The 22,944-nt window shown below is 61.6% G+C and carries 16 protein-coding genes, 1 tRNA gene and 1 CRISPR repeat array; of the genes, 11 read left to right on the plus strand and 6 right to left on the minus strand.

Translation table 11 applies throughout. The features are described from left to right. Positions 1-110: 110 nt before the first annotated feature. The 7 genes from xsc (at position 111) to JI744_RS06555 (ending at position 9,270) form a co-directional block, all read left to right on the plus strand. Positions 111-1,883, plus strand: a complete 1,773-nt coding sequence (gene xsc, locus JI744_RS06525) for a sulfoacetaldehyde acetyltransferase (protein WP_202658903.1) — start codon at positions 111-113, stop codon at positions 1,881-1,883. Continuing rightward, entirely contained in the window at positions 1,883-2,623 is a 741-nt protein-coding gene (locus JI744_RS06530) for a sulfite exporter TauE/SafE family protein (protein WP_202658904.1), read from the plus strand. Before xsc ends, JI744_RS06530 begins: the two co-directional genes overlap by 1 nt. Continuing rightward, on the plus strand, positions 2,623-3,753 hold the full coding sequence (locus JI744_RS06535) for an acetate/propionate family kinase (protein ID WP_202658905.1): 1,131 nt from the start codon (positions 2,623-2,625) through the stop codon (positions 3,751-3,753). The genes JI744_RS06530 and JI744_RS06535 overlap by 1 nt, the downstream gene beginning before the upstream one ends. Beyond that, the gene (locus JI744_RS06540; RefSeq protein WP_202658906.1) at positions 3,750-6,527 is read left to right on the plus strand and encodes a molybdopterin-dependent oxidoreductase; all 2,778 of its coding nucleotides are present in this window, start codon (positions 3,750-3,752) and stop codon (positions 6,525-6,527) included. The genes JI744_RS06535 and JI744_RS06540 overlap by 4 nt, the downstream gene beginning before the upstream one ends. A gap of 64 nt (positions 6,528-6,591) precedes the next feature. After that, positions 6,592-7,326, plus strand: a complete 735-nt coding sequence (locus JI744_RS06545; RefSeq protein ID WP_202658907.1) for a 4Fe-4S dicluster domain-containing protein — start codon at positions 6,592-6,594, stop codon at positions 7,324-7,326. Continuing rightward, positions 7,326-8,201: a dimethyl sulfoxide reductase anchor subunit family protein gene (locus tag JI744_RS06550; protein ID WP_202658908.1), complete on the plus strand. Its 876-nt coding sequence runs from the start codon at positions 7,326-7,328 to the stop codon at positions 8,199-8,201. The genes JI744_RS06545 and JI744_RS06550 overlap by 1 nt, the downstream gene beginning before the upstream one ends. Positions 8,202-8,382: 181 nt before the next feature. Continuing rightward, complete coding sequence (locus tag JI744_RS06555) at positions 8,383-9,270, plus strand: cation diffusion facilitator family transporter (protein ID WP_202659349.1); 888 nt, start codon at positions 8,383-8,385, stop codon at positions 9,268-9,270. A gap of 4 nt (positions 9,271-9,274) precedes the next feature. Here the strand turns inward: JI744_RS06555 and JI744_RS06560 are convergent, their stop codons facing one another. The 3 genes from JI744_RS06560 to JI744_RS06570 are packed head-to-tail and all read right to left on the minus strand — an operon-like array spanning position 9,275 to position 11,870. Beyond that, positions 9,275-9,958, minus strand: a complete 684-nt coding sequence (locus JI744_RS06560; RefSeq protein WP_202658909.1) for a glycosyltransferase family 2 protein — start codon at positions 9,956-9,958, stop codon at positions 9,275-9,277. Beyond that, positions 9,955-11,067, minus strand: coding sequence for a ceramide glucosyltransferase (locus JI744_RS06565; protein ID WP_236019302.1), 1,113 nt, complete (start codon positions 11,065-11,067; stop codon positions 9,955-9,957). Before JI744_RS06565 ends, JI744_RS06560 begins: the two co-directional genes overlap by 4 nt. Continuing rightward, positions 11,064-11,870, minus strand: a complete 807-nt coding sequence (locus JI744_RS06570) for a UDP-2,3-diacylglucosamine diphosphatase (protein ID WP_202658910.1) — start codon at positions 11,868-11,870, stop codon at positions 11,064-11,066. The genes JI744_RS06565 and JI744_RS06570 overlap by 4 nt, the downstream gene beginning before the upstream one ends. Before the next feature lie 237 nt (positions 11,871-12,107). Here JI744_RS06570 and JI744_RS06575 point away from each other — a divergent pair, with 237 nt between their 5' ends. The 4 genes from JI744_RS06575 to JI744_RS06590 all read left to right on the plus strand — a co-directional run bounded on the left by JI744_RS06575 (position 12,108) and on the right by JI744_RS06590 (position 15,283). Next, a complete protein-coding gene (locus JI744_RS06575) occupies positions 12,108-12,902 on the plus strand; it encodes a lytic murein transglycosylase (RefSeq protein ID WP_236019331.1) in 795 nt (264 codons plus the stop codon). Positions 12,903-12,949: 47 nt separating this feature from the next. Further along, positions 12,950-13,024 (plus strand) — tRNA-Glu (locus JI744_RS06580). 147 nt (positions 13,025-13,171) lie between these two features. Continuing rightward, positions 13,172-13,639 carry a hypothetical protein gene (locus JI744_RS06585; RefSeq protein ID WP_202658912.1) on the plus strand — a complete coding sequence of 156 codons (468 nt, stop codon included), beginning with the start codon at positions 13,172-13,174 and terminating at the stop codon, positions 13,637-13,639. A gap of 252 nt (positions 13,640-13,891) precedes the next feature. After that, positions 13,892-15,283, plus strand: a complete 1,392-nt coding sequence (locus JI744_RS06590; RefSeq protein ID WP_202658913.1) for a tyrosine-type recombinase/integrase — start codon at positions 13,892-13,894, stop codon at positions 15,281-15,283. Beyond that, a CRISPR array of direct repeats spans positions 15,284-17,958; the repeat unit is 36 nt; unit sequence GTTGCCGCTGGACCGCGATTTCTGAATGGCTACACT. A 73-nt stretch (positions 17,959-18,031) separates the two neighbouring features. On the opposite strand, the gene cas2 is transcribed toward JI744_RS06590, so the two are convergent. From cas2 to cas9, 3 genes are read right to left on the minus strand one after another with little or no spacing between them, the layout of a single operon-like run. Then, entirely contained in the window at positions 18,032-18,376 is a 345-nt protein-coding gene (gene cas2 / locus JI744_RS06595) for a CRISPR-associated endonuclease Cas2 (RefSeq protein ID WP_236019303.1), read from the minus strand. Next, the gene (gene cas1, locus JI744_RS06600; protein ID WP_236019304.1) at positions 18,373-19,344 is read right to left on the minus strand and encodes a type II CRISPR-associated endonuclease Cas1; all 972 of its coding nucleotides are present in this window, start codon (positions 19,342-19,344) and stop codon (positions 18,373-18,375) included. The genes cas2 and cas1 overlap by 4 nt, the downstream gene beginning before the upstream one ends. A gap of 11 nt (positions 19,345-19,355) precedes the next feature. After that, entirely contained in the window at positions 19,356-22,562 is a 3,207-nt protein-coding gene (gene cas9, locus JI744_RS06605) for a type II CRISPR RNA-guided endonuclease Cas9 (RefSeq protein ID WP_202658914.1), read from the minus strand. Positions 22,563-22,944: the final 382 nt, after the last annotated feature.

A 22,944-nucleotide genomic window follows, 5' to 3' on the forward strand; every position in this document is an offset into this window, starting at 1 on the left:
CAAGAGGAAGGGAAGATCTGGCGCTATCAGCCCGGAGGCACTGGCCCTAAGCGGGCTTGGGGCGCGGGGCTATCACTTGGGCCACACCGTCATTCCGGGAAGGATACGCCATGAAGATGACCACCGAGGAAGCCTTCGTCAAAGTGCTGCAAATGCACGGCATCGAACATGCCTTCGGCATCATCGGATCGGCCTTCATGCCGATTTCGGACCTGTTTCCCCGTGCGGGCATCAGCTTTTGGGACTGCGCGCATGAAGGCAGCGGCGGGATGATGGCCGATGGTTTTACCCGCGCCTCGGGCAAGATGAGCATGATGATCGCCCAGAACGGGCCGGGCATCACCAATTTCGTCACGGCGGTGAAAACGGCTTACTGGAACCATACGCCGCTGTTGCTGATCACGCCGCAGGCGGCGAACAAGACCATCGGGCAGGGCGGCTTTCAGGAAGTCGAGCAGATGGCGCTGTTCAAGGACATGGTCTGCTATCAGGAAGAGGTGCGCGACCCGTCCCGCGTGGCCGAAGTGCTGAACCGTGTAATCCTGCAAGCCAAGCGCCAGTCGGCCCCGGCGCAGATCAACTTTCCGCGCGATTATTTCACCCAGGTGATCGACATCGATCTGCCCGCGATTGTGGAGTTTGAACGCCCCGCAGGCGGGGAAGAGGCGATTGCCGCCGCCGCCGCGCTGCTGTCATCGGCCAAGTTTCCCGTCATTCTGAACGGGGCGGGCGTGGTCTTGGGTGGCGCCATTCCGGCCAGCATGGCGCTGGCCGAGCGGCTGGATGCGCCGGTCTGCGTCGGCTATCAGCACAACGATGCCTTTCCCGGCAGCCATCCACTGTTCGCGGGTCCCTTGGGCTATAACGGGTCGAAGGCCTCGATGGAGTTGATTTCGCAAGCGGATGTGGTATTCTGTCTGGGTACCCGACTGAACCCGTTTTCAACCTTGCCGGGATACGCGCTGGACTATTGGCCGAAGCAGGCCAAAATCATCCAAGTTGACATCAACCCGGATCGGATCGGGCTGACGAAGAAAGTCACGGTTGGCATTGTCGGCGACTCCAAGAAAGTAGCCGAGGCGGTTTTGGCGCGGTTGGCCTCTACCGCAGGTAACCATGCGCGGGCGGAGCGCAAAGCCAAGATCGCACAGACCAAATCGGCCTGGGCGCAGGCGCTGTCTTCGATGGATCACGAAGATGATGATGTGGGCACCACATGGAATCAGCGCGCCCGCGCCGCAAAGCCGGACTGGATGAGCCCCCGCATGGCGTGGCGCGCGATTCAGTCGGCGCTGCCGAAAGAGGCCATCATTTCCAGCGACATTGGTAACAACTGCGCGATCGGCAATGCCTATCCGACGTTTGAGGCGGGGCGGAAATACCTTGCCCCCGGCCTGTTCGGGCCGTGCGGTTATGGTCTGCCGTCGATCGTCGGTGCCAAGATTGCCTGCCCGGATGTGCCTGTTGTGGGCTTTTCCGGCGATGGCGCCTTTGGCATCGCGGTGACCGAGCTGACCGCGATTGGCCGCGGCGAATGGCCCGCGATTACCCAAGTTGTGTTCCGCAATTACCAATGGGGCGCGGAAAAGCGCAATTCGACCCTGTGGTATGACGACAATTTCGTGGGCACCGAGCTGGATACGCAGGTGTCCTATGCCGGGATCGCGCGGGCCTGCGGTTTGCAGGGCGTGGTGGCGCGCACGATGGATGAATTGCGCGACGCGCTGACCAAGGCGATTGCCGACCAGATGGCCGGCAAGACGACCCTGATCGAGGCGATGATCAATCAGGAACTGGGCGAGCCTTTCCGCCGCGATGCGATGAAAAAGCCGGTTGCAGTGGCGGGCATTTCCGCTGCCGACATGCGTCCGCAGGTCGTTTGATGCTGTTCGGCCTTGGGCTGGGGGCTGCGGTCTGGATGGGGGTTGCCATTCTGGTGGCGGCCTTCATCCGGGGCTATTCGGGGTTCGGCTATTCGGCCATCGTCATCGCCGCCTCGGGTGTGGTGACGAACCCGCTGCATTTCGTGGCGACGGTAGTGATATTGGAAACCGCGATGAGCCTTCAGGCCTTTCGCGGCATCGGCCATCAAATCGACTGGCGGCGCGTCGGGCTGATGATGGCGGGGGCGGTCGTGGGGCTGCCCCTGGGGCTGTGGGTGCTGACCGGCGTTTCCGAAAACACGGCGCGGGCGGTGATTTCGATCTATATCCTGATCATGTGTTGCGTGCTGTTGGCAGGCTGGCGGCTGCGGACCGAGGTGCGGGGCGGGCCGAATGTGGTGGCGGGCCTGATCTCTGGCCTTGCCAATGCGCCGGGGATGGGGGGGCTGCCGGTGGCGGCGTTCTTTGCCGCGCAACCGATGGCAGCGGCGACGTTCCGGGCGACGCTGATCGCCTATTTCCCGATCCTCGACCTTTATTCCGCGCCGCTTTACTGGTGGCACGGGCTGGTGACGTGGAACACGTTGTGGATTGCGCTGGCGGCCCTACCGCTGACCTTCCTTGGCAACTGGCTGGGCAGCCGGCATTTCCTGAACACCGACCCCAAGGATTTCCGCCGCTTTGCGATCATCCTTCTGGCCGGGCTGGCGGCGCTGGGGCTGATCAAGGCGGTGATCTGATGCTGCTGGTGGTCAATGCCGGGTCATCCTCGGTCAAGGTCGTGCTGTTTGATGGCGGGGCCGAGCTGGCGCGCGGCATGGTGGCCGAGATCGGTGGCGCTGCGGTGGTGGAGGTTGGTGGCGCAAAGTACGCCCGCCCGGTTGCCGACCACGGCGCGGCGCTGCTGGCGCTGATCGAGGGGATGGGGCTATCGGTTGGTTCGCTGGCCGCTGTCGCGCATCGGGTGGTGCATGGCGGCGCGGCGCTTACCGCGACCTGCCGGGTGACGGCGGAGGTGGAGGCGCAGATTGCGGCCTGCATCCCGCTGGCCCCCTTGCACAATCCGGCGAACCTGATGGGCCTGCGGGCGATGACCGCGCTGGCCCCCGACCTGCCGCAGTATGTCAGCTTTGACACGGCCTTTCACGCGACCAACCCCGAGGTGGCGACGGCCTATGCCCTGCCTTTGGCCGAGCGCGAACGCGGCATCCGCCGCTATGGCTTTCATGGCATCAGTTACGCCGCACTTGTTCGAAAAGTGCAAGAAATGGCCGGCAATAAGTTGCCAGATCGGCTGTTGGCATTGCATTTGGGCAATGGCGCATCTCTATGTGCCATTCACGCTGGGCATTCTGTCGCCACCACCATGGGCTATTCACCACTGGACGGGTTGACCATGGGCACCCGAACCGGGGCGATTGACGGCAATGCGGTGCTGCGGCTGGCCGAGGTGCATGGCATCGACGGGGCCGCCCGCATCCTGAACCGGGAAAGCGGCCTTTTGGGTCTTGGCGGTGCCAGCGACATGCGCGCCTTGCGGGCGGCGGGCACGGCAGAGGCCGCCTTTGCGCTGGACCATTTCGCCTATTGGGCCGTGCGCCACGCGGGCAGCATGGTGGCCGCGATGGGCGGCCTTGATGCCATCGCCTTCACCGGGGGCATTGGCGAGAATGACCGCGCAATGCGGGCCGCGATTGTTGAGGGGCTTGGCTATCTGGGGGCCGAACTGGACCCGGCCGCGAATGAGGCGAATGCAGCGCAGGTGCATTCCGCGACATCGCGTGTCGCTATCCATGTGGTTCCCGCCGAAGAGGAGCGCCACATTGCAAAAGAGGCCATGGCAATCATGGCCAGCGAGGCAAGCGGATGAGCCAGCCGATCCTGAACCTGTCGCCCGCCGTTTCGGACGAGGTGCGCAAGACCACCTGTTATATGTGCGCCTGCCGCTGCGGCATCAATGTGCATCTGAAATCGGGCAAGGTTTCCTATATCGAGGGCAACCGCGCCCATCCGGTGAACAAGGGGGTTCTCTGCGCCAAAGGGGCTTCGGGCATCATGCAGGTGACTGCGCCCAGCCGTCTGCGCGCGCCCCTGCGCCGGGTTGGCCCGCGCGGATCGGGCGCGTTTGAGGAAATCAGTTGGGACGAGGCGCTGGCGCTGGCGGTGTCGTGGATGAAGCCCTTGCGCGAAACCGCGCCGGAAAAGCTGGCATTTTTCACAGGGCGCGATCAGAGCCAAAGTCTCACAGGCTGGTGGGCGCAGAATTTCGGCACGCCGAACTATGCCGCCCATGGCGGGTTTTGCTCGGTGAACATGGCGGCGGGCGGCATCTACACCATCGGCGGCGCGTTCTGGGAATTCGGCCAGCCCGACTGGGACCGCACCAAGCTGTTCGTGATGTTCGGCGTGGCCGAGGATCACGATTCTAACCCCATCAAGATCGGTCTGGGCAAGCTCAAGGCCCGCGGCGCGCGGGTGATCGGCGTCAACCCGATCCGCACCGGCTATAATGCGATTGCCGATGATTGGCTGCCGATCACGCCGGGCACCGACGGGCTGCTGATCCTGTCGCTGATCCATTGCCTGTTCGAGGCGGGCAAGATCGACCTTGAGTATCTAGCGCAATGGACCAACGCGCCCCTGCTGGTGAACGACACCGAAGGCCCCGAAAAGGGCCTGATCCTCAAGAACGCCGAAAGCCAGCCCTTCGTGATCGACCGCCGTACCGGGAACCCGGCGCCGTGGGATGGCAAGGGGGTTCAGCCAGATCTGGGCGCAGTGTGGGACGGTCACCGGACGGTGTTTCAGCATATGGCCGAACGCTATCTGTCGCCCGATTATGCACCGGAGGCGGTGGCCGACCGCTGCGGCATTCCGGCGGCGCGCATTCGGGCGCTGGCGGCGGAACTGGCCGATGTGGCGTTCAATCAGTCGATTGAAATTGCGCAAGCATGGACCGATTTTCGCGGCAACCGGCATGAAACCATGCCCGGAAGGCCGGTCAGCTTTCACGCCATGCGGGGCATCTCGGCCCATTCCAACGGCTTTCAGACCGCCCGCGCGCTGCATCTGTTGCAGATCGTCCTCGGCACGGTCGAGGTGCCGGGCGGCTACCGTTTCAAACCGCCATACCCCAAGCCGGTTGAGGCGCATCCGACCCCGAACTTTGTTGCCGTGCCGGGCAAGCCGCTGTCTGGCCCGCATCTCGGCTATGTGCGCGGACCCGAGCAATTGGCACTGAAACCCGACGGCTCGCCCGCGCGGATCGACAAGGCGTTTTCGTGGGAAAACCCGTTCTCGGCCCATGGGTTGATGCACATGCTGATCCCCAATGCCCATGCCGGTGACCCGTATCGGATCGACACGCTGTTCCTCTATATGGCGAACATGGCGTGGAATTCGTCGATGAATACGGCGAAGGTGATGGAGATGCTGACCGACAAGGGGCCGGACGGCGACTACATCATCCCCCGCATCATCTATTCCGATGCCTATGCGTCTGAAATGGTGGCATATGCCGACCTGATCCTGCCCGACACCACCTATCTGGAACGGCACGATTGCATCAGCCTGCTGGACCGCCCCATTAGTGAACCCGATGCGGCGGGCGACTCGATCCGCTGGCCGGTGGTGGAACCGGATCGTGATGTGCGCTGTTTTCAGACCGTTCTCCTCGACCTCGGTGCCCGTTTGGGCCTGCCGGGGATGACCAACGAGGATGGCAGCGCGAAATTCCGCGACTATGCCGATTACATCGCCAACCATCAGCGCCGTCCCGGTGTCGGCCCGCTGATCGGTTTTCGCGGTAATGGCGAGGCTGAGGGGCGCGGTGCGCCGAACCCCGATCAGATGCAGCGTTACATCGAGAGTGGCGGCTTTTATCAGGCCCATGTGCCGGAAGAGGCCCTGTTCTATAAACCCTGGAACCAAGCCTATCAGGATTGGGCGGTGGCGACCTCGTTCTACGAGACGCCGCAGCCTTACCTGTTCAGCATCTGGTCCGAACCGATGCGGCGGTTCCAGCTCGCCGCCGAAGGGCAGGGCGCGATCCAGCCGCCCGACCATATGCGCGCGCGGCTGAAACAGGCGATGGACCCGCTGCCCGCGTGGTATCCACCCTTTGGCGACGAGGGGGCCGAGGGCTATCCGATCCACGCCCTGACCCAGCGCCCGATGGATATGTATCATTCCTGGGGCACGCAGAACGCCTGGCTGCGGCAGATCCGGGGGATGAACTTCCTTTATCTGCCGACGAAAGTCTGGGAAGCGCATGGGTTTAGCGATGGCGATTATGCCCGCGTCACCAGCCCCAATGGCGAAATCACCGTGCCGGTTGCCCATATGGCGGCCTTGAACGAAAACACCATCTGGACGTGGAATGCCATTGGCAAGCGCAAGGCGGCGTGGGCACTGGACGAAGGGGCAAGCGAGGCGACAGAGGGCTTCCTGCTGAACCATCTGATCTCCGAACTTTTGCCGGAAAAGGACGACGGGATGCGCTGGTCGAACTCCGACCCGGTGACCGGACAGGCGGCGTGGTTCGACCTGCGGGTGAGGGTGGAACGGGTGGGGCCGCGCGATCATTCGGAACCGGCCTTTGGCCCGGTGCCGCGTGTGGTGCCCAAGGGGGAGGACCGGGCATGACGCAATTTTCTTGGAAGAAAATTGCAAATTCCTTCCAAGGAATTTGCCGCGCGGGGGACACGGAATGACCATGCTTCCCGGCCCTACGCCCAAGAAACTGGGCCTTGCCATCGACCTAGATACCTGCGTCGGCTGCAACGCCTGCGTCACCGCCTGCAAAGGCTGGAATGATCAGGGCTATGGTGCCCCCCTGTCGGATCAGAACCCTTATGGGTCAGACCCTTCCGGCACCTTCCTAAACCGCGTTCACAGCTATGAGGTGCAGCCCCCGGATGGGCCCGCTCAGGTAGTGAACTTCCCCCGGTCCTGCCTGCATTGTGAGGCGGCGCCTTGTGTCACCGTCTGCCCCACCGGCGCCAGCTACAAGCGGGCCGAGGATGGCATCGTGCTGGTGAATGAGGATGCCTGCATCGGCTGTGGCCTGTGTGCCTGGGCCTGCCCTTACGGCGCGCGAGAGCTGGATCAGGCGGCGGGGGTGATGAAGAAATGCACCCTTTGCGTGGACCGGATCTATAACGACAACCTGCCAGAGGTGGACCGCGTTCCCGCTTGTGTGCGCACCTGCCCGACCGGCGCGCGGCATTTTGGTGATTTCGCCGACCCCAATTCCAACGTCAGCCGCCTCTCTGCTGAACGGGGTGGGATGGAACTGATGCCGGAACTGGGCACCATGCCGGTCAACCGCTATTTGCCGCCGCGCGAAAAGGGGGTGGAGCAGACCTCTCCCCTCGCGCCTCTGTTGGACATTCGTGCAACCGGCCTTGCGGGCTGGCTGGACCTCGTCTTGTCGAGGTTCTGATGCATCCCGCGCCTTCAGTCATCCTGTTCACCACGCTGTCGGGCCTTGGCTTTGGCTTTCTCGCCTTTCTGGGGGCGGGATGCCTGCATCCGGCGAGTATGACGGCCTTTCTGCTGTGGGGCTTGGGCTATGCGCTGGCGGTGGGGGGGCTTTTGTTCTCGACTCTGCATCTTGGCAATCCGCAGCGCGCCTGGCGGGCGTTCAGCCAATGGCGCACAAGCTGGCTTAGCCGCGAGGGCTGGGCCTCGGTCGTGACGCTGCTGCTGCTCCCGCCGGTCGCGCTGTCGGACTGGCTGGGGCTGGGGTGGTCGCGGCTGCCGGGGATGATCGGGGCGGCAATGTGCTTTGTGACCATCTTCACCACCTCGATGATCTATGCGCAGCTCAAGACAATTCCGCGTTGGAACCACTGGATCACGCCGGTGCTGTTTTTGGCCTTTTCCGGCACTGGCGGGGCCATTCTGGCGGGAAAGGTCTGGCTGGCGGTTGGCGGCTGTGTGGTCTTGGCGGCGGTTCTGGTGGCGGGCTGGCGCATTGGTGACGGACGTTTTGAGACGGTTGGGGCCACGATGGAAAGCGCGACCGGCCTTGGCAGCATCGGCAAGGTGCGGGTGTTTGAGCGCGGGCATACCGCGGGGAACTACCTGCTGCGCGAGATGATCTTTGTCGTCGGGCGCAAACATGCCGCGCGGCTGCGTGTCATCGCGCTGGCGCTGGCGGCGGTGGTTCCGGCGTTGATTCTGCTGGTTGCTGGCCCGCATCCGGTGGCCATCGCGCTTGCGGCACTGTGCCACCTGATCGGGGCGATGGCCCAACGCTGGCTGTTCTTTGCCGAGGCCGAGCATGTGGTGGGCCTTTACTACGGGCAAAGGTAAACAACCCCATCCGGGTCTGGGGCCGGACGGGGTTGGCGCTTTGGCTCTGGTAACGCTCGAACCTGACGCAGCGATGTTACGGCGCACGGGCCGGAATCCGTCGCGTCCTGCGATCCTTTCTTGAGGTTGTCATCCCTGTGGGATAGCGAGCGCGAAAAAGGAGCCTGCCATGCCTGCTGACATGTCCCCACAGCTTCGGCTTGCCGTCGGAAGCATCGTTGTAGGCTTTGTCGTGCTGGGTCTGAAGCTGCTGGCATGGCAGATGACCGGCTCTGTCGCGTTGCTGTCTGACGCGCTGGAAAGTTTGGTGAACGTGGCGACGGCAATTGCCGCGCTGATCGCCATTCGGGTCGCGGCCAAACCTGCGGACGCCGACCACCCCTATGGCCACCACAAGGCGGAATTGCTGAGTGCGATTCTGGAAGGGGTGATGATCATCCTGGCTGCCATCCTGATCCTGCGCGAGGCGTGGTTTGCCTTTCAGGCGCCCCGCGCGCTGGATGCGCCTTTGTCGGGGCTGCTGGTCAACGGCGCGGCGGGCGTGCTGAACGCGCTTTGGTGCTGGGTGCTGATCCGTCAGGGGCGACGGCTACGGTCGCCCGCGCTGGTGGCCGATGGCAAGCATTTGCTGTCTGACGTGATTTCCTCGGCCGGGGTGCTGTTCGGTGTGCTTTTGGCGATTGAAACCGGATGGGCGGTGCTGGACCCGGCCATGGCGGCGCTGGTTGCGTTGAACATCCTGTGGTCGGGCTGGAAGGTGATGAGCCATTCGGTTTCCGGCCTGCTGGACGAGGCGGTGCCCGAAGAGGTGATGGTCAAGGTGCGCGAGGCGATCAGCCGCGAAGGGGAGGGGGCGGTTGAGGCGCATGACCTGCGCACCCGCCACGCCGGTCGCGCGACCTTTATCGAGTTTCACTTTGTCGTGCCGGGCAGCCTGACCGTCAGCGAGGCGCATGAGATGTGCGACCGGGTCGAGGCGGCGCTGAAAAAGGTGGTGCCCGATTGTGTGGTGACGATTCATGTCGAGCCGGAACACAAGGCCAAGCATTCCGGCATCGTGGTGATCTGACCGGTCAGACCGCGCGCTGCCGCAGACGGATGATCTGGTGCAGCGTCTCGGTTATCGGCACGGTGGCGAAGATGTCGCGCATCATCGCCACGTCGCCTTTGATGCCCTGCCACAGCCCGCCGCGCTTGGCCGATTTTGCCGGGCTGGCCACGTCGGGCCAACGCACCACCGCCACCTTGCCGCCTTGCGCCAGAATTTGCCGGTTCAGAAAAACCTCAAACCCAAAGCGGGGCAGGCGGGCCAGTGCACTCTCTTGGCCGGCAATCAGCGCGCGCGGGATCACGCGTTCACCGCTGATGTAGTCCAATCCCAGCGCCCGCCAGGTGCGGGGGGCATTGCCGCGCAAGGACAGGCTGGCAAAGGCGCGGCCCGTGGCCACGGGGGCAATAAGCGCGTCGATGTCTGCTGCTGTCAGGCCGGTCAGATCGGCGTCGATCAGCACCAGATGGCTGCCGCTGGCTTGTGCCAGCCCGGCCAGCAGCGCCTGAGTCTTGCCCAGATTGCCGGGGGTTTGCAGCACCGTCACGCCATGAGCGCGGGCAATCTCTGCCGTATCGTCGGTTGAGCCGTCGTCGATGACGATCACCTGATCAAGTCGCGGATGGCGGTCAATCGCTGCAAGAACCGCGCCGATCCGGGGACCTTCGTTCCAGGCGGGGATCAGGCAAGAGAACCGTGGCCCGGTCATACTGTGGGGGCCGCCGAAGGGACAGCCATCGCATTGCCCCGCCATTCGATGCCCCGGCGCAGGAAGGTGGCCAGCCACAGCACAGGCAGGAGCGCATCGCGCAGCGGCAGGGCCAGCACACCGCGTAAGCCCAGCGGCCAGCGGGCGGCCCGGCATAGCGCGATCTCTGCCCCATACCACAGCGCAAGATAGGCCAGCGGCCAGATGGCGCTGCCTCCGGCCAGACCCGTTGCCGCAAAGGCCAGCGCAGCGGGCAGCAGTGCACCGTTCAGCGGTTCCAGCAGGAACAGCAGGGGAAAGCCGTCGCGGCGCACCCTGCTCCAGCGCAACTGGCGGTTCCAGACCGCGCGCAGGCTGCGCTGCCCGATCGGTTGCGCCCAAGGGCGTGGCGGCAGGCTGACCCGCAGCCCCTGTTCGCGGGTAATGCGGGTGGCGGTAACATCCTCGGCCAGATGGCGGCCAAGGGCGGCAATGCCACCCGCAGCCTCCAGCGCCGGTTTCGACCAGAACAGCGTCTTGCCTTGGGCAAAGCCAAAGCCCAGCCGCGCCGCCGCCAGTTGCAGCCGCGCCTGATTGCCGTTCAGGAACGCGCATTCCAGATGGCCCCCAAGGTCGGCAGGCCGCACCCCGACCGGCGGGCAAGAGACAAGGCCCGTCCCCTCTGCCCAACTGCCTGTGACGGTTGTCAGGTAATCCGGCGGCAGCAGCAGGTTGCTGTCGGTCATGCACACCCATTCATACGTCGCGGCGCGCCAGCCCTTGGCCAGATTGGCCAGCTTGGGGTTGGTCAGCGCATCAAGCCCGGTCAGCAGCCGCGCGGGAACATGCGGATATTGTGCCATCAGCCGACGGCACAGAGCGACCGCGGGGTCTGCCTCGTTTGGCGCGCAGAAAATTACCTCATACTGCGGGTATTCCAGGGTGAAGGAAGAGCGCAGGGTTTCTTCATCAAACGGATCGCTGCCGCAGACCGGGCGCAGCAGCGTCACGGGCGGCTGACCGATCCGACGGGGCAGGGGGCGGCGCAGTTGGGCAAGGCCAAGGCCGACCGTGGCCAGATGGGCAAAAAGCAGACCTGTTGCTGCCAACAAAAGACCGATCGCCATCATACCCCAATTGCTCCTGTGGGCAGCGGTGCAACGGCATTGCGAGGCACCAGCGCCGCGCGTCCGCCGACAAGGCGCAATCGGCCATCGAACCCTTCGGCCAGCGCCGAAAAGCTGTCAACCCAATCGCCGCAATTGGCATAGGTCAGCCCGTGGTCATCGTGCAGGGCGGCAATGTGGAAATGGCCGCAGATCACGCCATCCACCCCATCGGCCCGCGCCAGTGCCACCAACTGCCGCTCGTGCCCGCGCCCCAGATACATCAGCGCATTGACCGAGGTGATCAGGAACTCGATCACGCTGCGCCGGTCTACTGCCACCTGTCGGCGCAGGCGGGCCAGCAGACGGTCAATGCAGCGCAAGCCATGGTCGATGCGGCTGCCAAAGCGGGTCATCGCATGGTGGCGGATCAGGCGGCCGTCGATCACATCGCCATGCGTGACCAGATAACGCCGCCCGTTCGCTGCCTCGTAAATCAGTGCGGCGGGCGATGGGGGCGGCAACTGGCGGCCCTGCGGCGCAGGGGTGGCCTGCGGGTCATGGTTTCCGGGCAGATAGATCAGCGTCGCGCCATCCGCCTCGCGCTCGGACAGATGGTCCAGCACCGCCTGATGCCCGTCGGTCCAGAACGGCAAAAGAGGCGACCACAGGTCCAGCACGTCGCCGACCAGATAATAGGTTTCGGCCAGATTGGTGGTCAGAAAGTCCAAGAGCAGGTCGGCCCGGCAACCGATGGCACCAAGATGCAGGTCAGACAGGAACAGGCAGCGGTGGTGCTGGGGCAGCGGGGGATGCGTCTGGGGCATGGTGTGGCTCCGTCGCTGAAATCTGGCCGGACGATGGGGCGGCACCGGATTCCATTTGATGACAGTATTGCTGCATTCGCATGAAGCGCGCCATAGGCTATGCCGCGATGCAGCGAAAATCCAGCCGGCCGTGCAACACCTTGCCGTGACAACGCCATCTCGGCGCAAGCTGGCTTGCACCGGCATCAACTGCCGCTACAGTCACCGCGATACCTTAACCCGCGGGGGCCTGTCGTGCTGCGTCGTCTTCTTTGCCTTTCCTTTGCCGGTCTGCTGATATCATCGCCCGGCTGGGCCGCCCCTTGCGGCGATACCTCTGCCGGGTTCGAGGACTGGAAGAGCATCATGGCCGCCGAGGCCAAGGCCGAGGGGGTCGGCCCCGCCGGGATCAAGGCGCTGAAAGGGGCCAGCTATTCCAAGGCGACCATCGGTGCCGACCGCAACCAGAAAAGTTTCAAATATTCGCTGGCCAAGTTCATGGATGTGCGGGGCGCCAAGGCGATTGCCGCGCAGGGGCGCAAGCGGCTGGCCAAGAACCGCGCCTTCTATGACGGGCTGCGCCAGCAATATGGTGTCGATCCGGGCGTGCTGATCGCGATTCACGGCATGGAAACGGGTTTTGGCAATTTCATGGGTGATACCAACGTGGTTTCGGCCATTGCCACGCTGACCTGGGACTGCCGCCGCAGCGACTTTTTCCGCCCGCATCTGATGGGGGCGCTGAAGCTGGTCGATCAGGGGGCGATCAGTCCGGCGACCATCGGGGCCAAACATGGCGAACTGGGGCACACCCAGTTCCTGCCGGGTAATGCGCTGGCTTACGGCGTCGACGGCAACGGGGATGGCCGGGTCGATCTGGCCAGCATGGCCGATGCCATGGCCACGACGGCGCATTATCTGCAGCAAAAGGGCTGGCAAGCCGGCCTAGGCTTTCAGCCAGGAGAGCCGAACTTTGCCGTGATCGGACAGTGGAATGCGGCCTCGGTCTATCAGCAGGCCATCGCGTTGATTGCGGCGGATATAGATCGGTGATTTTCGCTCTTGCGCAGCTTTGGGGCAGAGGCTAAAAGCCCGCCCGTGGCCCGTTCGTCTATCGGTTAGGACACCTGGTTTTCAACCAGGTAAGAGGGGTTCGACTCCCCTACGGGCTGCCACTTATCCTTGTAATATGCTGATTTTACAGGGATTTTTCAAGAATCCAATCCTCTGCCTAGGAATTGCCCAGGGTTTTAACCGGCCACTTCGGTCGCTGGATCATGCAGGGAACAATCACGCATTTGTGAAGGCTAGTGTCGTGGCGAATGATCGTCGATACTGTCGAAAAGCGTCAACGAATTAACTATCGGGCGAATTACATCGCCATTGATGATGTGAAAGCGTGTCTGCAAGCTGGCGGGTTTCAAATTGCCGCCGAAGAACGCTTGCCGAATGGAACCGGAACGAAGATCAGTGTCGGGAACGGTGCTATCGTCAATGTCTATGATACCGGAAAAGTCGTTGTCCAAGGCAAAAACCAAGACCCGATGAAGGAATGCCTTGGTGTTCAACCCGCCGCCGTAGCCGTCGCAGGGCTAGATGAACGCCGCATCGCCGACCTTCTGGGGCAGAAAACCCTGTCCATGGCGCGGCACTATTCGCGCTCCGCCAACCTCGCCACCAAGAACCGCGAGACCATAGCAACTCTCGAAACCGAAAACGCGCGGCGGGCGCGGAGTGTCAAACCTTCCGCCAAAAGCGTCAAGCCCAAACCGAAAGAGAAATCGGAATGAAAATAAACCTAGCGATTTCAGGGATTTAAGTGGTGCCCGGAGCCGGAATCGAACCAGCGACACGCGGATTTTCAATCTTCGTATCTCTATCGTGGTGGCGTGAAGGTGGCAAGGCAGTTTTTCGGCAAGTGTCTGAAATTATGTCGAAATTATGTAGAGGTATTTGTTGCAATTTATTGCGGTTAGCTGCAATCGGTTGTATCTAGTGGCACACCTTTGGTAGCCCATAGGTAGCCCAATCGGAGATGAGCTTTGCCCCAAACGAAGTCAACATTGTCGGATGCTGCGCTGCGCAAATTGAAACCGACGGGGGTCCGACACGAGATCAACGACAGTGTGGCAGTGGGTCTGAGGGCGAGAGTTTCTGCCGAAGGGCGCGTCACCTTTATCCTCAAAGCGAAAGACGCCGCGAACAAGCTCCAGACCATCACACTCGGTGCATACCCGCATATGTCACTAAAGGAGGCGCGTGAGGGGGCGAACCAGGCCCGTCTCAACCTTAAGGCGGGAAAAGACATCAACCAGGAAAAGCGGCAAATCCGGCGTGCTGGTGCAGCTGAAAGCGAGGAAGTGACGCTGCGTGATCTCCTTGGCGAGTTCGAGACGCGATTTGCTTCCTCCAAAAAGACTTGGGCACCGCGTGGGCCACGTTCAGAGCGGAGTGGTGCGCGGCAGGTGATCGAGCGAGTCTACAAGGAGCTTTTGGATCGGCGGGTGGTAACTATTACCGATGAGGAGTTTGCCCATGCCACCACCGGTTACAAGAGGGCAAAACCAAAGGACGGAAAATTAACTGCCAATGGTCAGGCTTCGCGAGCCCGCGGCTACTTGGGGCCAGTTCTGGACTGGGCAGCAGGCAGGAAGATCTATGCTAAGATTGGTGCATCGCGTTTGCCTCGCCTTGGGGTCGTGAGCCTAGTTACCACGCACGACCCAGCCTCAGACGATCCGACCATTGCTGGCAAGAGAACGCGCGTCCTCACCGAGGCAGAGCTAAAGGCTGTCCTGCCTTACCTTGTCTATCCAGCGCCAAAGGTTGGCAGTCTGAGGCTCGAGGCCAGCCGCGACTATCGGCCCATTGCGATGCGGTTTCTGCTCTTTACTGCTGCGCGTCTTGAGGAGGTCTGCGCGATGCGTTGGAAGCATTTGGATCGTCTGAATAAGGTTTGGCACAAACCCAGCGTCAAATCGACGAAGGGCGGTTCGCGCAGCCAAAATCTACCTTTGTCAGATGCTGCGATGTCAATCCTGCGCGGATTGCCTGACTGGGAATGCGCCAAGCCGACCGACTTGGTGTTCCCGAACGCGACTGGCGAGCGCAAGTTGGGCAACTGGACACGCTACCAGAAAGCGCTTCATGAAGTGACCAGCACGAATGGCTGGCATCGTCACGACCTTCGTAGGACCGCTGCTACCATTATGATGTCTTTGAAAGTGCCTGCCTCAACTATTGAACATATATTGGCCCATGCAGACCCCTTGAAGGCGGACAATGTAGGTGGTTCTGCATCGCACTACCTTCAGCTGACTCGTGTGCTGAGCAACACGCGTGACCCGCAAGAAGAGGCTCTAGCCGTTCTGGGTGAGGCGTTGGAGCTGATTGAGTTTGGTGCGCCCGTCAAGCGCAAGCAGATGGCACGATGAGTCGCCGCTGGACCGCGATTTCTGAATGGCTACACTCAGGCCCGCAACGCCTCGTAATAGCGCAGGTTGCCGCTGGACCGCGATTTCTGAATGGCTACACTCGACACCATGCGCCGCAGCCTGCACCGCGAGTTGCCGCTGGACCGCGATTTCTGAATGGCTACACTTATCCCATGCGTCATCCGCGATGGAGAAACGTTGCCGCTGGACCGCGATTTCTGAATGGCTACACTACCCACCGTCATCATATCAGACCGATTTTTGTTGCCGCTGGACCGCGATTTCTGAATGGCTACACTCGCGGCGCTCGGGAAAGCGCGATGCCAAGCGTTGCCGCTGGACCGCGATTTCTGAATGGCTACACTAAGGCGTCCTGACATGGCTGACGTTGCCCAGTTGCCGCTGGACCGCGATTTCTGAATGGCTACACTGGCGCTGTCCATGTGCCGCACGATCATCAAGTTGCCGCTGGACCGCGATTTCTGAATGGCTACACTGCCGGGCGGCATTTCGATGCCGTCACGCATGTTGCCGCTGGACCGCGATTTCTGAATGGCTACACTCCATGCTGGGGAGTGTGATTGTGACGGACGGTTGCCGCTGGACCGCGATTTCTGAATGGCTACACTCAGATGCAAACAGCATTGCCCGCAGGCAGAGTTGCCGCTGGACCGCGATTTCTGAATGGCTACACTTTTGAAACCAGGCTTCAATGCCTCACGCAGTTGCCGCTGGACCGCGATTTCTGAATGGCTACACTCATGGCCGCAGCGATTGCGGAGCGTGACGCGTTGCCGCTGGACCGCGATTTCTGAATGGCTACACTCGTCACCGATGTCCGTGTGCAGCGGTTGCAGTTGCCGCTGGACCGCGATTTCTGAATGGCTACACTTCAGTCGGCAGGCATCACCACGCACACCAAGTTGCCGCTGGACCGCGATTTCTGAATGGCTACACTACCACAGCCAGCGCCCCATATGCCGATGAAGTTGCCGCTGGACCGCGATTTCTGAATGGCTACACTCGGGTCGCGCGGGGCCGGGTCAAGGCGGGCGTTGCCGCTGGACCGCGATTTCTGAATGGCTACACTTGAACGGGTCCATGACCACATCGCCCGGCTGTTGCCGCTGGACCGCGATTTCTGAATGGCTACACTATGGGCGCATCGTTCAGTCCTGGCTATGAAGTTGCCGCTGGACCGCGATTTCTGAATGGCTACACTCGCGGCGGAAGACATGGCAAAGGCAATGAAGTTGCCGCTGGACCGCGATTTCTGAATGGCTACACTCATTGCCGCGCTGGTGGCAGACCGCGAAGCGTTGCCGCTGGACCGCGATTTCTGAATGGCTACACTACCACGACGAAACCAATTGAATGCCATACGGTTGCCGCTGGACCGCGATTTCTGAATGGCTACACTACTAGCCGTTATTACATTGCGCAAAATGGCGTTGCCGCTGGACCGCGATTTCTGAATGGCTACACTCGCGGGTGCGAACTCTGGAACGGCAACGGCGTTGCCGCTGGACCGCGATTTCTGAATGGCTACACTCGTTGCGTTCGAGACCGCCGCGCGCCGGGTGTTGCCGCTGGACCGCGATTTCTGAATGGCTACACTGTTGACATAGGTGATGACATAGCGGGCGTGGTTGCCGCTGGACCGCGATTTCTGAATGGCTACACTGCATGTTGAACTGATAGGCCGGGCTGTTCTGTTGCCGCTGGACCGCGATTTCTGAATGGCTACACTCCCGCAGCCGACCGTGCAATCCGGCGTGGTGTTGCCGCTGGACCGCGATTTCTGAATGGCTACACTTGAACTGTCGCTGGCCTATGATACGGCGGAGTTGCCGCTGGACCGCGATTTCTGAATGGCTACACTGTATCGCAGGCGGTAGTTTCGGCGGGCTGCGGTTGCCGCTGGACCGCGATTTCTGAATGGCTACACTTTGTAGAGATCGGCAAGGGCGTTCTGCTGCGTTGCCGCTGGACCGCGATTTCTGAATGGCTACACTGTCCACTGCACTGATCTGCCGACCCGCAAGGTTGCCGCTGGACCGCGATTTCTGAATGGCTACACTGGCCTTTTCCATCATGCCAAGGGCTACAAGGTTGCCGCTGGACCGCGATTTCTGAATGGCTACACTGCAACTTGCCGCCTAGATCGGCAGTTGTGTGTTGCCGCTGGACCGCGATTTCTGAATGGCTACACTCCCGCGTAACCGCGCCCCCGGGGGACAGGGGTTGCCGCTGGACCGCGATTTCTGAATGGCTACACTGGGCGAAACCCCCAACCCCTTCATAGAAGGGTTGCCGCTGGACCGCGATTTCTGAATGGCTACACTTTCGTCACATTGCGGAAATGGATCGGCGCAGTTGCCGCTGGACCGCGATTTCTGAATGGCTACACTGGTTACGGTCTGCGTCACGCTCAAGCCCTTGTTGCCGCTGGACCGCGATTTCTGAATGGCTACACTAGACCTTGGCGGGCTTGCCCTATCGGGGGCGTTGCCGCTGGACCGCGATTTCTGAATGGCTACACTCACCTAGCCTGCGCCATGGCAATGCATAGCGTTGCCGCTGGACCGCGATTTCTGAATGGCTACACTCGCGACAAGGCAGAGGCGCTGTTCATCCTAGTTGCCGCTGGACCGCGATTTCTGAATGGCTACACTTGATCTCGCCATAACTTCTTGTTTATGAAGGGAAAGATGGCGAGATCGAGTTTGGCAAAATGAGCGAATCGCATCAGAATAGAACCAGCTGGGACGGATTTTCTCGCGCGCGGCGCCTGCCTTGGTCGGAGAAATGAACGATGTCACGGTATTGGCGGTCGGTCAATGTCAGGATCTGGACATCCCCCTGAGAGGGTAGTGCGCTTTCGATTCGTCGCACGCGTGTCTCGAAGGCTTCCTTGCCGTTGATGAAGCGGGCGTAGATCGAAAACTGACTGCGCTCGAACCCTTCGTCCAGCAGGAAGTTTCGGAAATCTCCGGCCGCCTTGCGTTGTGGCTTGGTGTCGGTCGGCAGGTCGAACATCACTAGTATCCACATCAGGCGATACCCGCTGAGAAAGGTGGTCGGGCTGCTCATCGGCCCAGCCCGGAGAGGACAAGTGGGGAAGGGGGCTTGGGCAGGGCAAGGATCAACCGCTTCGCTTCGAAGCTTTGGGCAAGGGAGACGGCTAGGCGTGACAGCGCCACGGAAAGGGGGCTGGTTTCCCCAATCAGCGGCAGGTCCAGGGCAATGAGCCCGGCCATGCGGTTTTTGGCCTCGGACGACACTTTTGGCCCGGCCTCTGCCGCTATGGCGCGTGCGGTCAGATCGACCAGCGGGCGAAACGGCTCCATCAGGTCATCGGCCAGCGCGAAGGCATTGGCGCGGTTGGAGTGGAAGAGGCCAATGGTCGGATGCAGACCTGCGGCCACGACGGCACGTGCCGTAGCCGCCCGCAGAACCGTATAGCCGTAATTCAGGAGCGCGTTTATATCCGGCAGATCGACGTCGCGGCGGAAGCTCTTGCCCATCATCAGCGGCCAATAGATCCGCGCCGCCTGCGCCTCGGCATTGCCATTGTCGCCCGATTGGACATTGCGGGCAATCATGTCAAGCGGGGCGCGCGGTTGGCTGATTGCGGCCAGAGCGGTGGCTTGCATCGTGATCTTGGAAATCACGATCTGTTTCCAAGCCTGTTTGATCAAGGGTTGCGGGGCGTCCCATTGCGCACGCATCCGGGCATTCTGCATATGGTGCCCCTCAAGCGAGCAAATGACCGCCCTGGGCTGGTGATTGGTGGCACAAAGAACCACCGGAGCGCCACGATCTGCAAGTTCGACCAGAAGGGAATTGCTCCAGGTGACACCGTGCGTATGCACGATCACGGCAGAAATATGATCAAGAGGGACGCGGCCAATTGTCTTGCCGTCAGATTCTACTTTCAGAAAGCCACGATCCCGCGACAGGTGACGGCCTTCCTGGCTGATATCAATGATTTGATCCAAAGGGTTTTCTCCGGCACACGCCAACCTAGAAAGGTTAACGTGACCGATGATTCCCTCCAAAGGATTCTGTTTTAGCGCGCGCCGGGGTCTCGGATTCGGCCAGTTTCATCAACAATCACCCGACGCGCACCGGATTTTATCAATGTCGTGGTCTGACATCGAATGAAGACGTCCTCCTTGTCTCGGCGGTAACGCTGATCGGCATTGCTTTCGTTATGTGCGACCAGAGTAACGCTGCCGTTGGTGTCAAATTTGACCACCACGGCGACGACTGGGCCGAATTTACTGCTGTCAAGTCGGACCATATCACCCTTGAATAACCGTATCAGGCGCTTTGCTGCGGGATGAGGTTTGCGTTCACCCGGCTGATGGGCGTCAAAGGTCGAGATCACCTGATATATCAGCTTGCCGTCCGGCAGGCGCCAGACCTCGTAGCGTTGGTTGCTGTCGCCCTTGTAACCTTTATAGGCACGGCCTTGTCGGTCGCTAATCTGGATCACATCTACCGGCTCAATAATCCGGACATGGCGAATGCCACGATAGGGGCTGGGGCGGGCACGGAAGGCTTCGATCGCGGCTTTCAGATCCTTGCCGTCCTTGCCCTTGATCGCCAGTGACAAAAGCTGCGCCAGATGAGGATCGCGGATCTTGTCGATCATCGCGGGTGTCAGGCTGTCGATCGGCTTGCGGGTCACGACCAATGGCACGCCCTTCAGTTTTTCCCCGGTCAGGCCATAGGCCGTATCGTTGTGCAACTGGCCGGCGGTCGAATCCTTCCCCTGCTTCTTCGCCCCGGGGTCAATGCGGCCATGGTCTGCGCGATGGCTGACGATGGTCTGGTCAAGCTGGGCCTTGAGGCTGTCGCGGAAATCGGGCCAGGGCGCGGGGATAGAGCCAGCTAGATCCTCTAGGCCATTTTCCACATTGGCCTTGGCGATATCCGCAATGCGTTTGACCATGCCCTGATCGGTCGCTCCGACCACGGCGGCGTCGATCATGTGATGGCGGTGGTCTTGGCGGTTCTTGGCTTTGGCTGTGCCGCGATGAGCATCCGGCAAGAGGCTGTTCAGCCCCCAATGGCGGCGCAAAAGCTCGGTCAGTTTGCCCACCACTACCCAGATCGGACGGCGCCCGTCGCGCAGGGCATCGGCATAAAGACTTTCCAGATATTCCCGTGCCAGGCGCGACAGATATTGGGTGTCAATCAGGGCGCGGGCTGCAAAATCCCGCTCGCCCTCGAATTTGGCCATGGCATCGGGCTGGAACCGCCAGCTTTTGCCGTCCGGCAGGTTTTTCAGATTGGCCTCTATGGCGGGCCATTTCGGGGTGTTCCCCCATGCCTCCCATGGCGTCTGATTGCGCTTTTCGCGGTTGGCGGATTTCAGGCAGATCGTGCGATTGTTGAAACTGTCGTCCAGCGTGCGCGAATAGGGCAGGATGTGGTCGATGTCGCAACTGCCGTCAAAAAGCATCGCGGCGGATATGCGCGCGCCGGTATAGGGGCAGAAGCGCTTCAATGGATCGGACGAGGATTCCTCCCACACCCGCAGAATGGCGCGGTTGCGGCCGTTGTCCTCGACCTTCAGTTCCTCGATCAGTTTCTGGCTGCGGTTTTCCGCCGCCTTCTGGTTTTTTGAATTTAGCTGCGCCAGGTCGCGCTTTTGCTCCTCGCTCATCTTCAGGTCGCGGGCCAGTTCCATGACGATCTCATGTGGCCGCCCGTGGATTTCGATCACCCGGTTTACCAGCCGCCGCAACTGACCAAGGCCGATGTGGACGGTCGGGTTGGTGATGCGGCCAAAGCGGGTCACATCGTCATCCTCCTCCTCGCCGGTGCCGGGCAGGACGTGGCGATCAAGGATCTGGCCGTAATAGGGCAGGCGGTCCAGCACTTCGCCGGTGCCTAGGTGCGAATGGTTCCAGCCGCAGAATTCCACCGCTTCGTTGTAGGTAGGCACCTCCTGATCCGCTGTGCCGCCGATCAGCACCGCCAGAATCCGGCGGGTTGCGGTTTCGCCAAGTCGACCGAAGCCTTCGGGCAGGGGCGCATCGGCGATGGCGCGGGCGCGGGTTCGGTCCAGCCCGGTGCGCTCCATCAGCCAGATGACCAGCTTTTCGCCGTCCTGTTCGTCGCGCAATTGCTGGAGGATCTCCCACTGCGCCTCAGGGGGCAGGGCCGACCAGCCGGGGCCATAACGGTCAGGGTGGGCCAAGCTCATCCGCACCGGGTCGCAGGCGATGGCGTCGCGCATCGCGGTTTCCAGCGAGAAACTCTCGTCGGCGTTCAGCTTGATCAGTTTTCTCAGCGCCGTAAGCGTCAGCTTGTTTGATCCGGGGCTTTTCGCAGGTTCCTTTCCGTTCAGAGCGAAGACGATCTTGTCACGCTCTGCCCGGGTCAGCCGACGCTTCGGCTGGCCTGGCGCGGTGACGCGCAGCATGTTCACGGTTTCATACAGCGTGCGCTGTTGGGTCATGGGGTGCGCCTTGGGCAGGCGGGGCTCAGGCAGGAAGAGGCAGCGGCCGATCGCAGGGGCTTTCAGCGGGCGTTGATAAAAGATCGTCTCGAACAGTAGGTCGCGCAGGTCGTCGGTCAGTTCCGGGTGATGTTTCGCCTGCACCTTCCATAGCGCGTGGAACTCTTCCTCCAGGTGATGCCGGTCGGGGTAGAAATCATAGCCCGCCTGCTCCTTGCCATCATCACCGGTCAGATGCGGGTTGATGCGGGTGCGGACCGCGGGCACCGCGCGCTGATCATCGACTTCGGCGCGACGCATGTGCAGGAACTCGCCATAGGTCCGCGCGCCCGAGGCCATGATAGCCTGATCCAGCCGGGCCGAGGCGTCAACGATCAGCCCGCCCTCGTTGTTACCCTTGTCGGTGCGGCGGTTCGATTTGAAGCCGCGGCGCTGGTTCAGGTGGAACAACGCGCGGCCCAGATGGGGCAGGGGAAGCGCCTTGTCCAATCCTTCGGCGCGAAGCGCATAGGGGTCGAGCGTGGTCAGCTCTGCCGCTTCGGTCGGGTCCTGCGGCATCAGCCCGTCGGCCGCTAGACGCTTCATTAGTGCGGCCCGTCGGCGCAGATAACGATCACGCCTCCGGCGCATGGCACGGGCACCGCGACGCCCGACGGCAAGCGATTGGCCAGTCTTGGCCTCGCGTCCGTCGCCGAAGATGCGCGACCCGCCGTCAAGGATGCGCACGGGCTGGTTGTTGACGACTTCATAGAGAAGCCAGCCTATACTGGAGGAGCCGATGTCGAGTGCGAGTCGGGTGAGCATGGTTGTCCTCCCTGTGGTTGTATGGGAGTGTGGCAGAGAGTGGTGGGTTTTGCATAGTGCTTTTGAGGAAATTATCTTTGAAGTCCATTGACAGCCGCTCGGTCTCGGCTCAGCCTTGTCATAGTAGGCACGTCTTCCGAGGTGAGTGCGTGCGAAGCGGGCAATTGTGCGTCGTATGATAGGCTACGGCAAAGCTTCGTTGGCACCGCAGATGTGGTCAGGTTGGGTTTGTGCCCCGTTCAAGTGTCAGTATTTTCCTGGTCGAGATGGACTTGGCTCCATGACCCGAAAGTGCTTTTGAGTTGTCGCTGGACTGCGATTTCTGAAGGTGACTTCGCGCTTGACTTCGTTGCCTGCCCGCTGTTTTCTGACCTCATTCAGA

It is taken from the genome of Fuscibacter oryzae, assembly GCF_016765795.1.
Classification (GTDB): domain Bacteria; phylum Pseudomonadota; class Alphaproteobacteria; order Rhodobacterales; family Rhodobacteraceae; genus Fuscibacter; species Fuscibacter oryzae.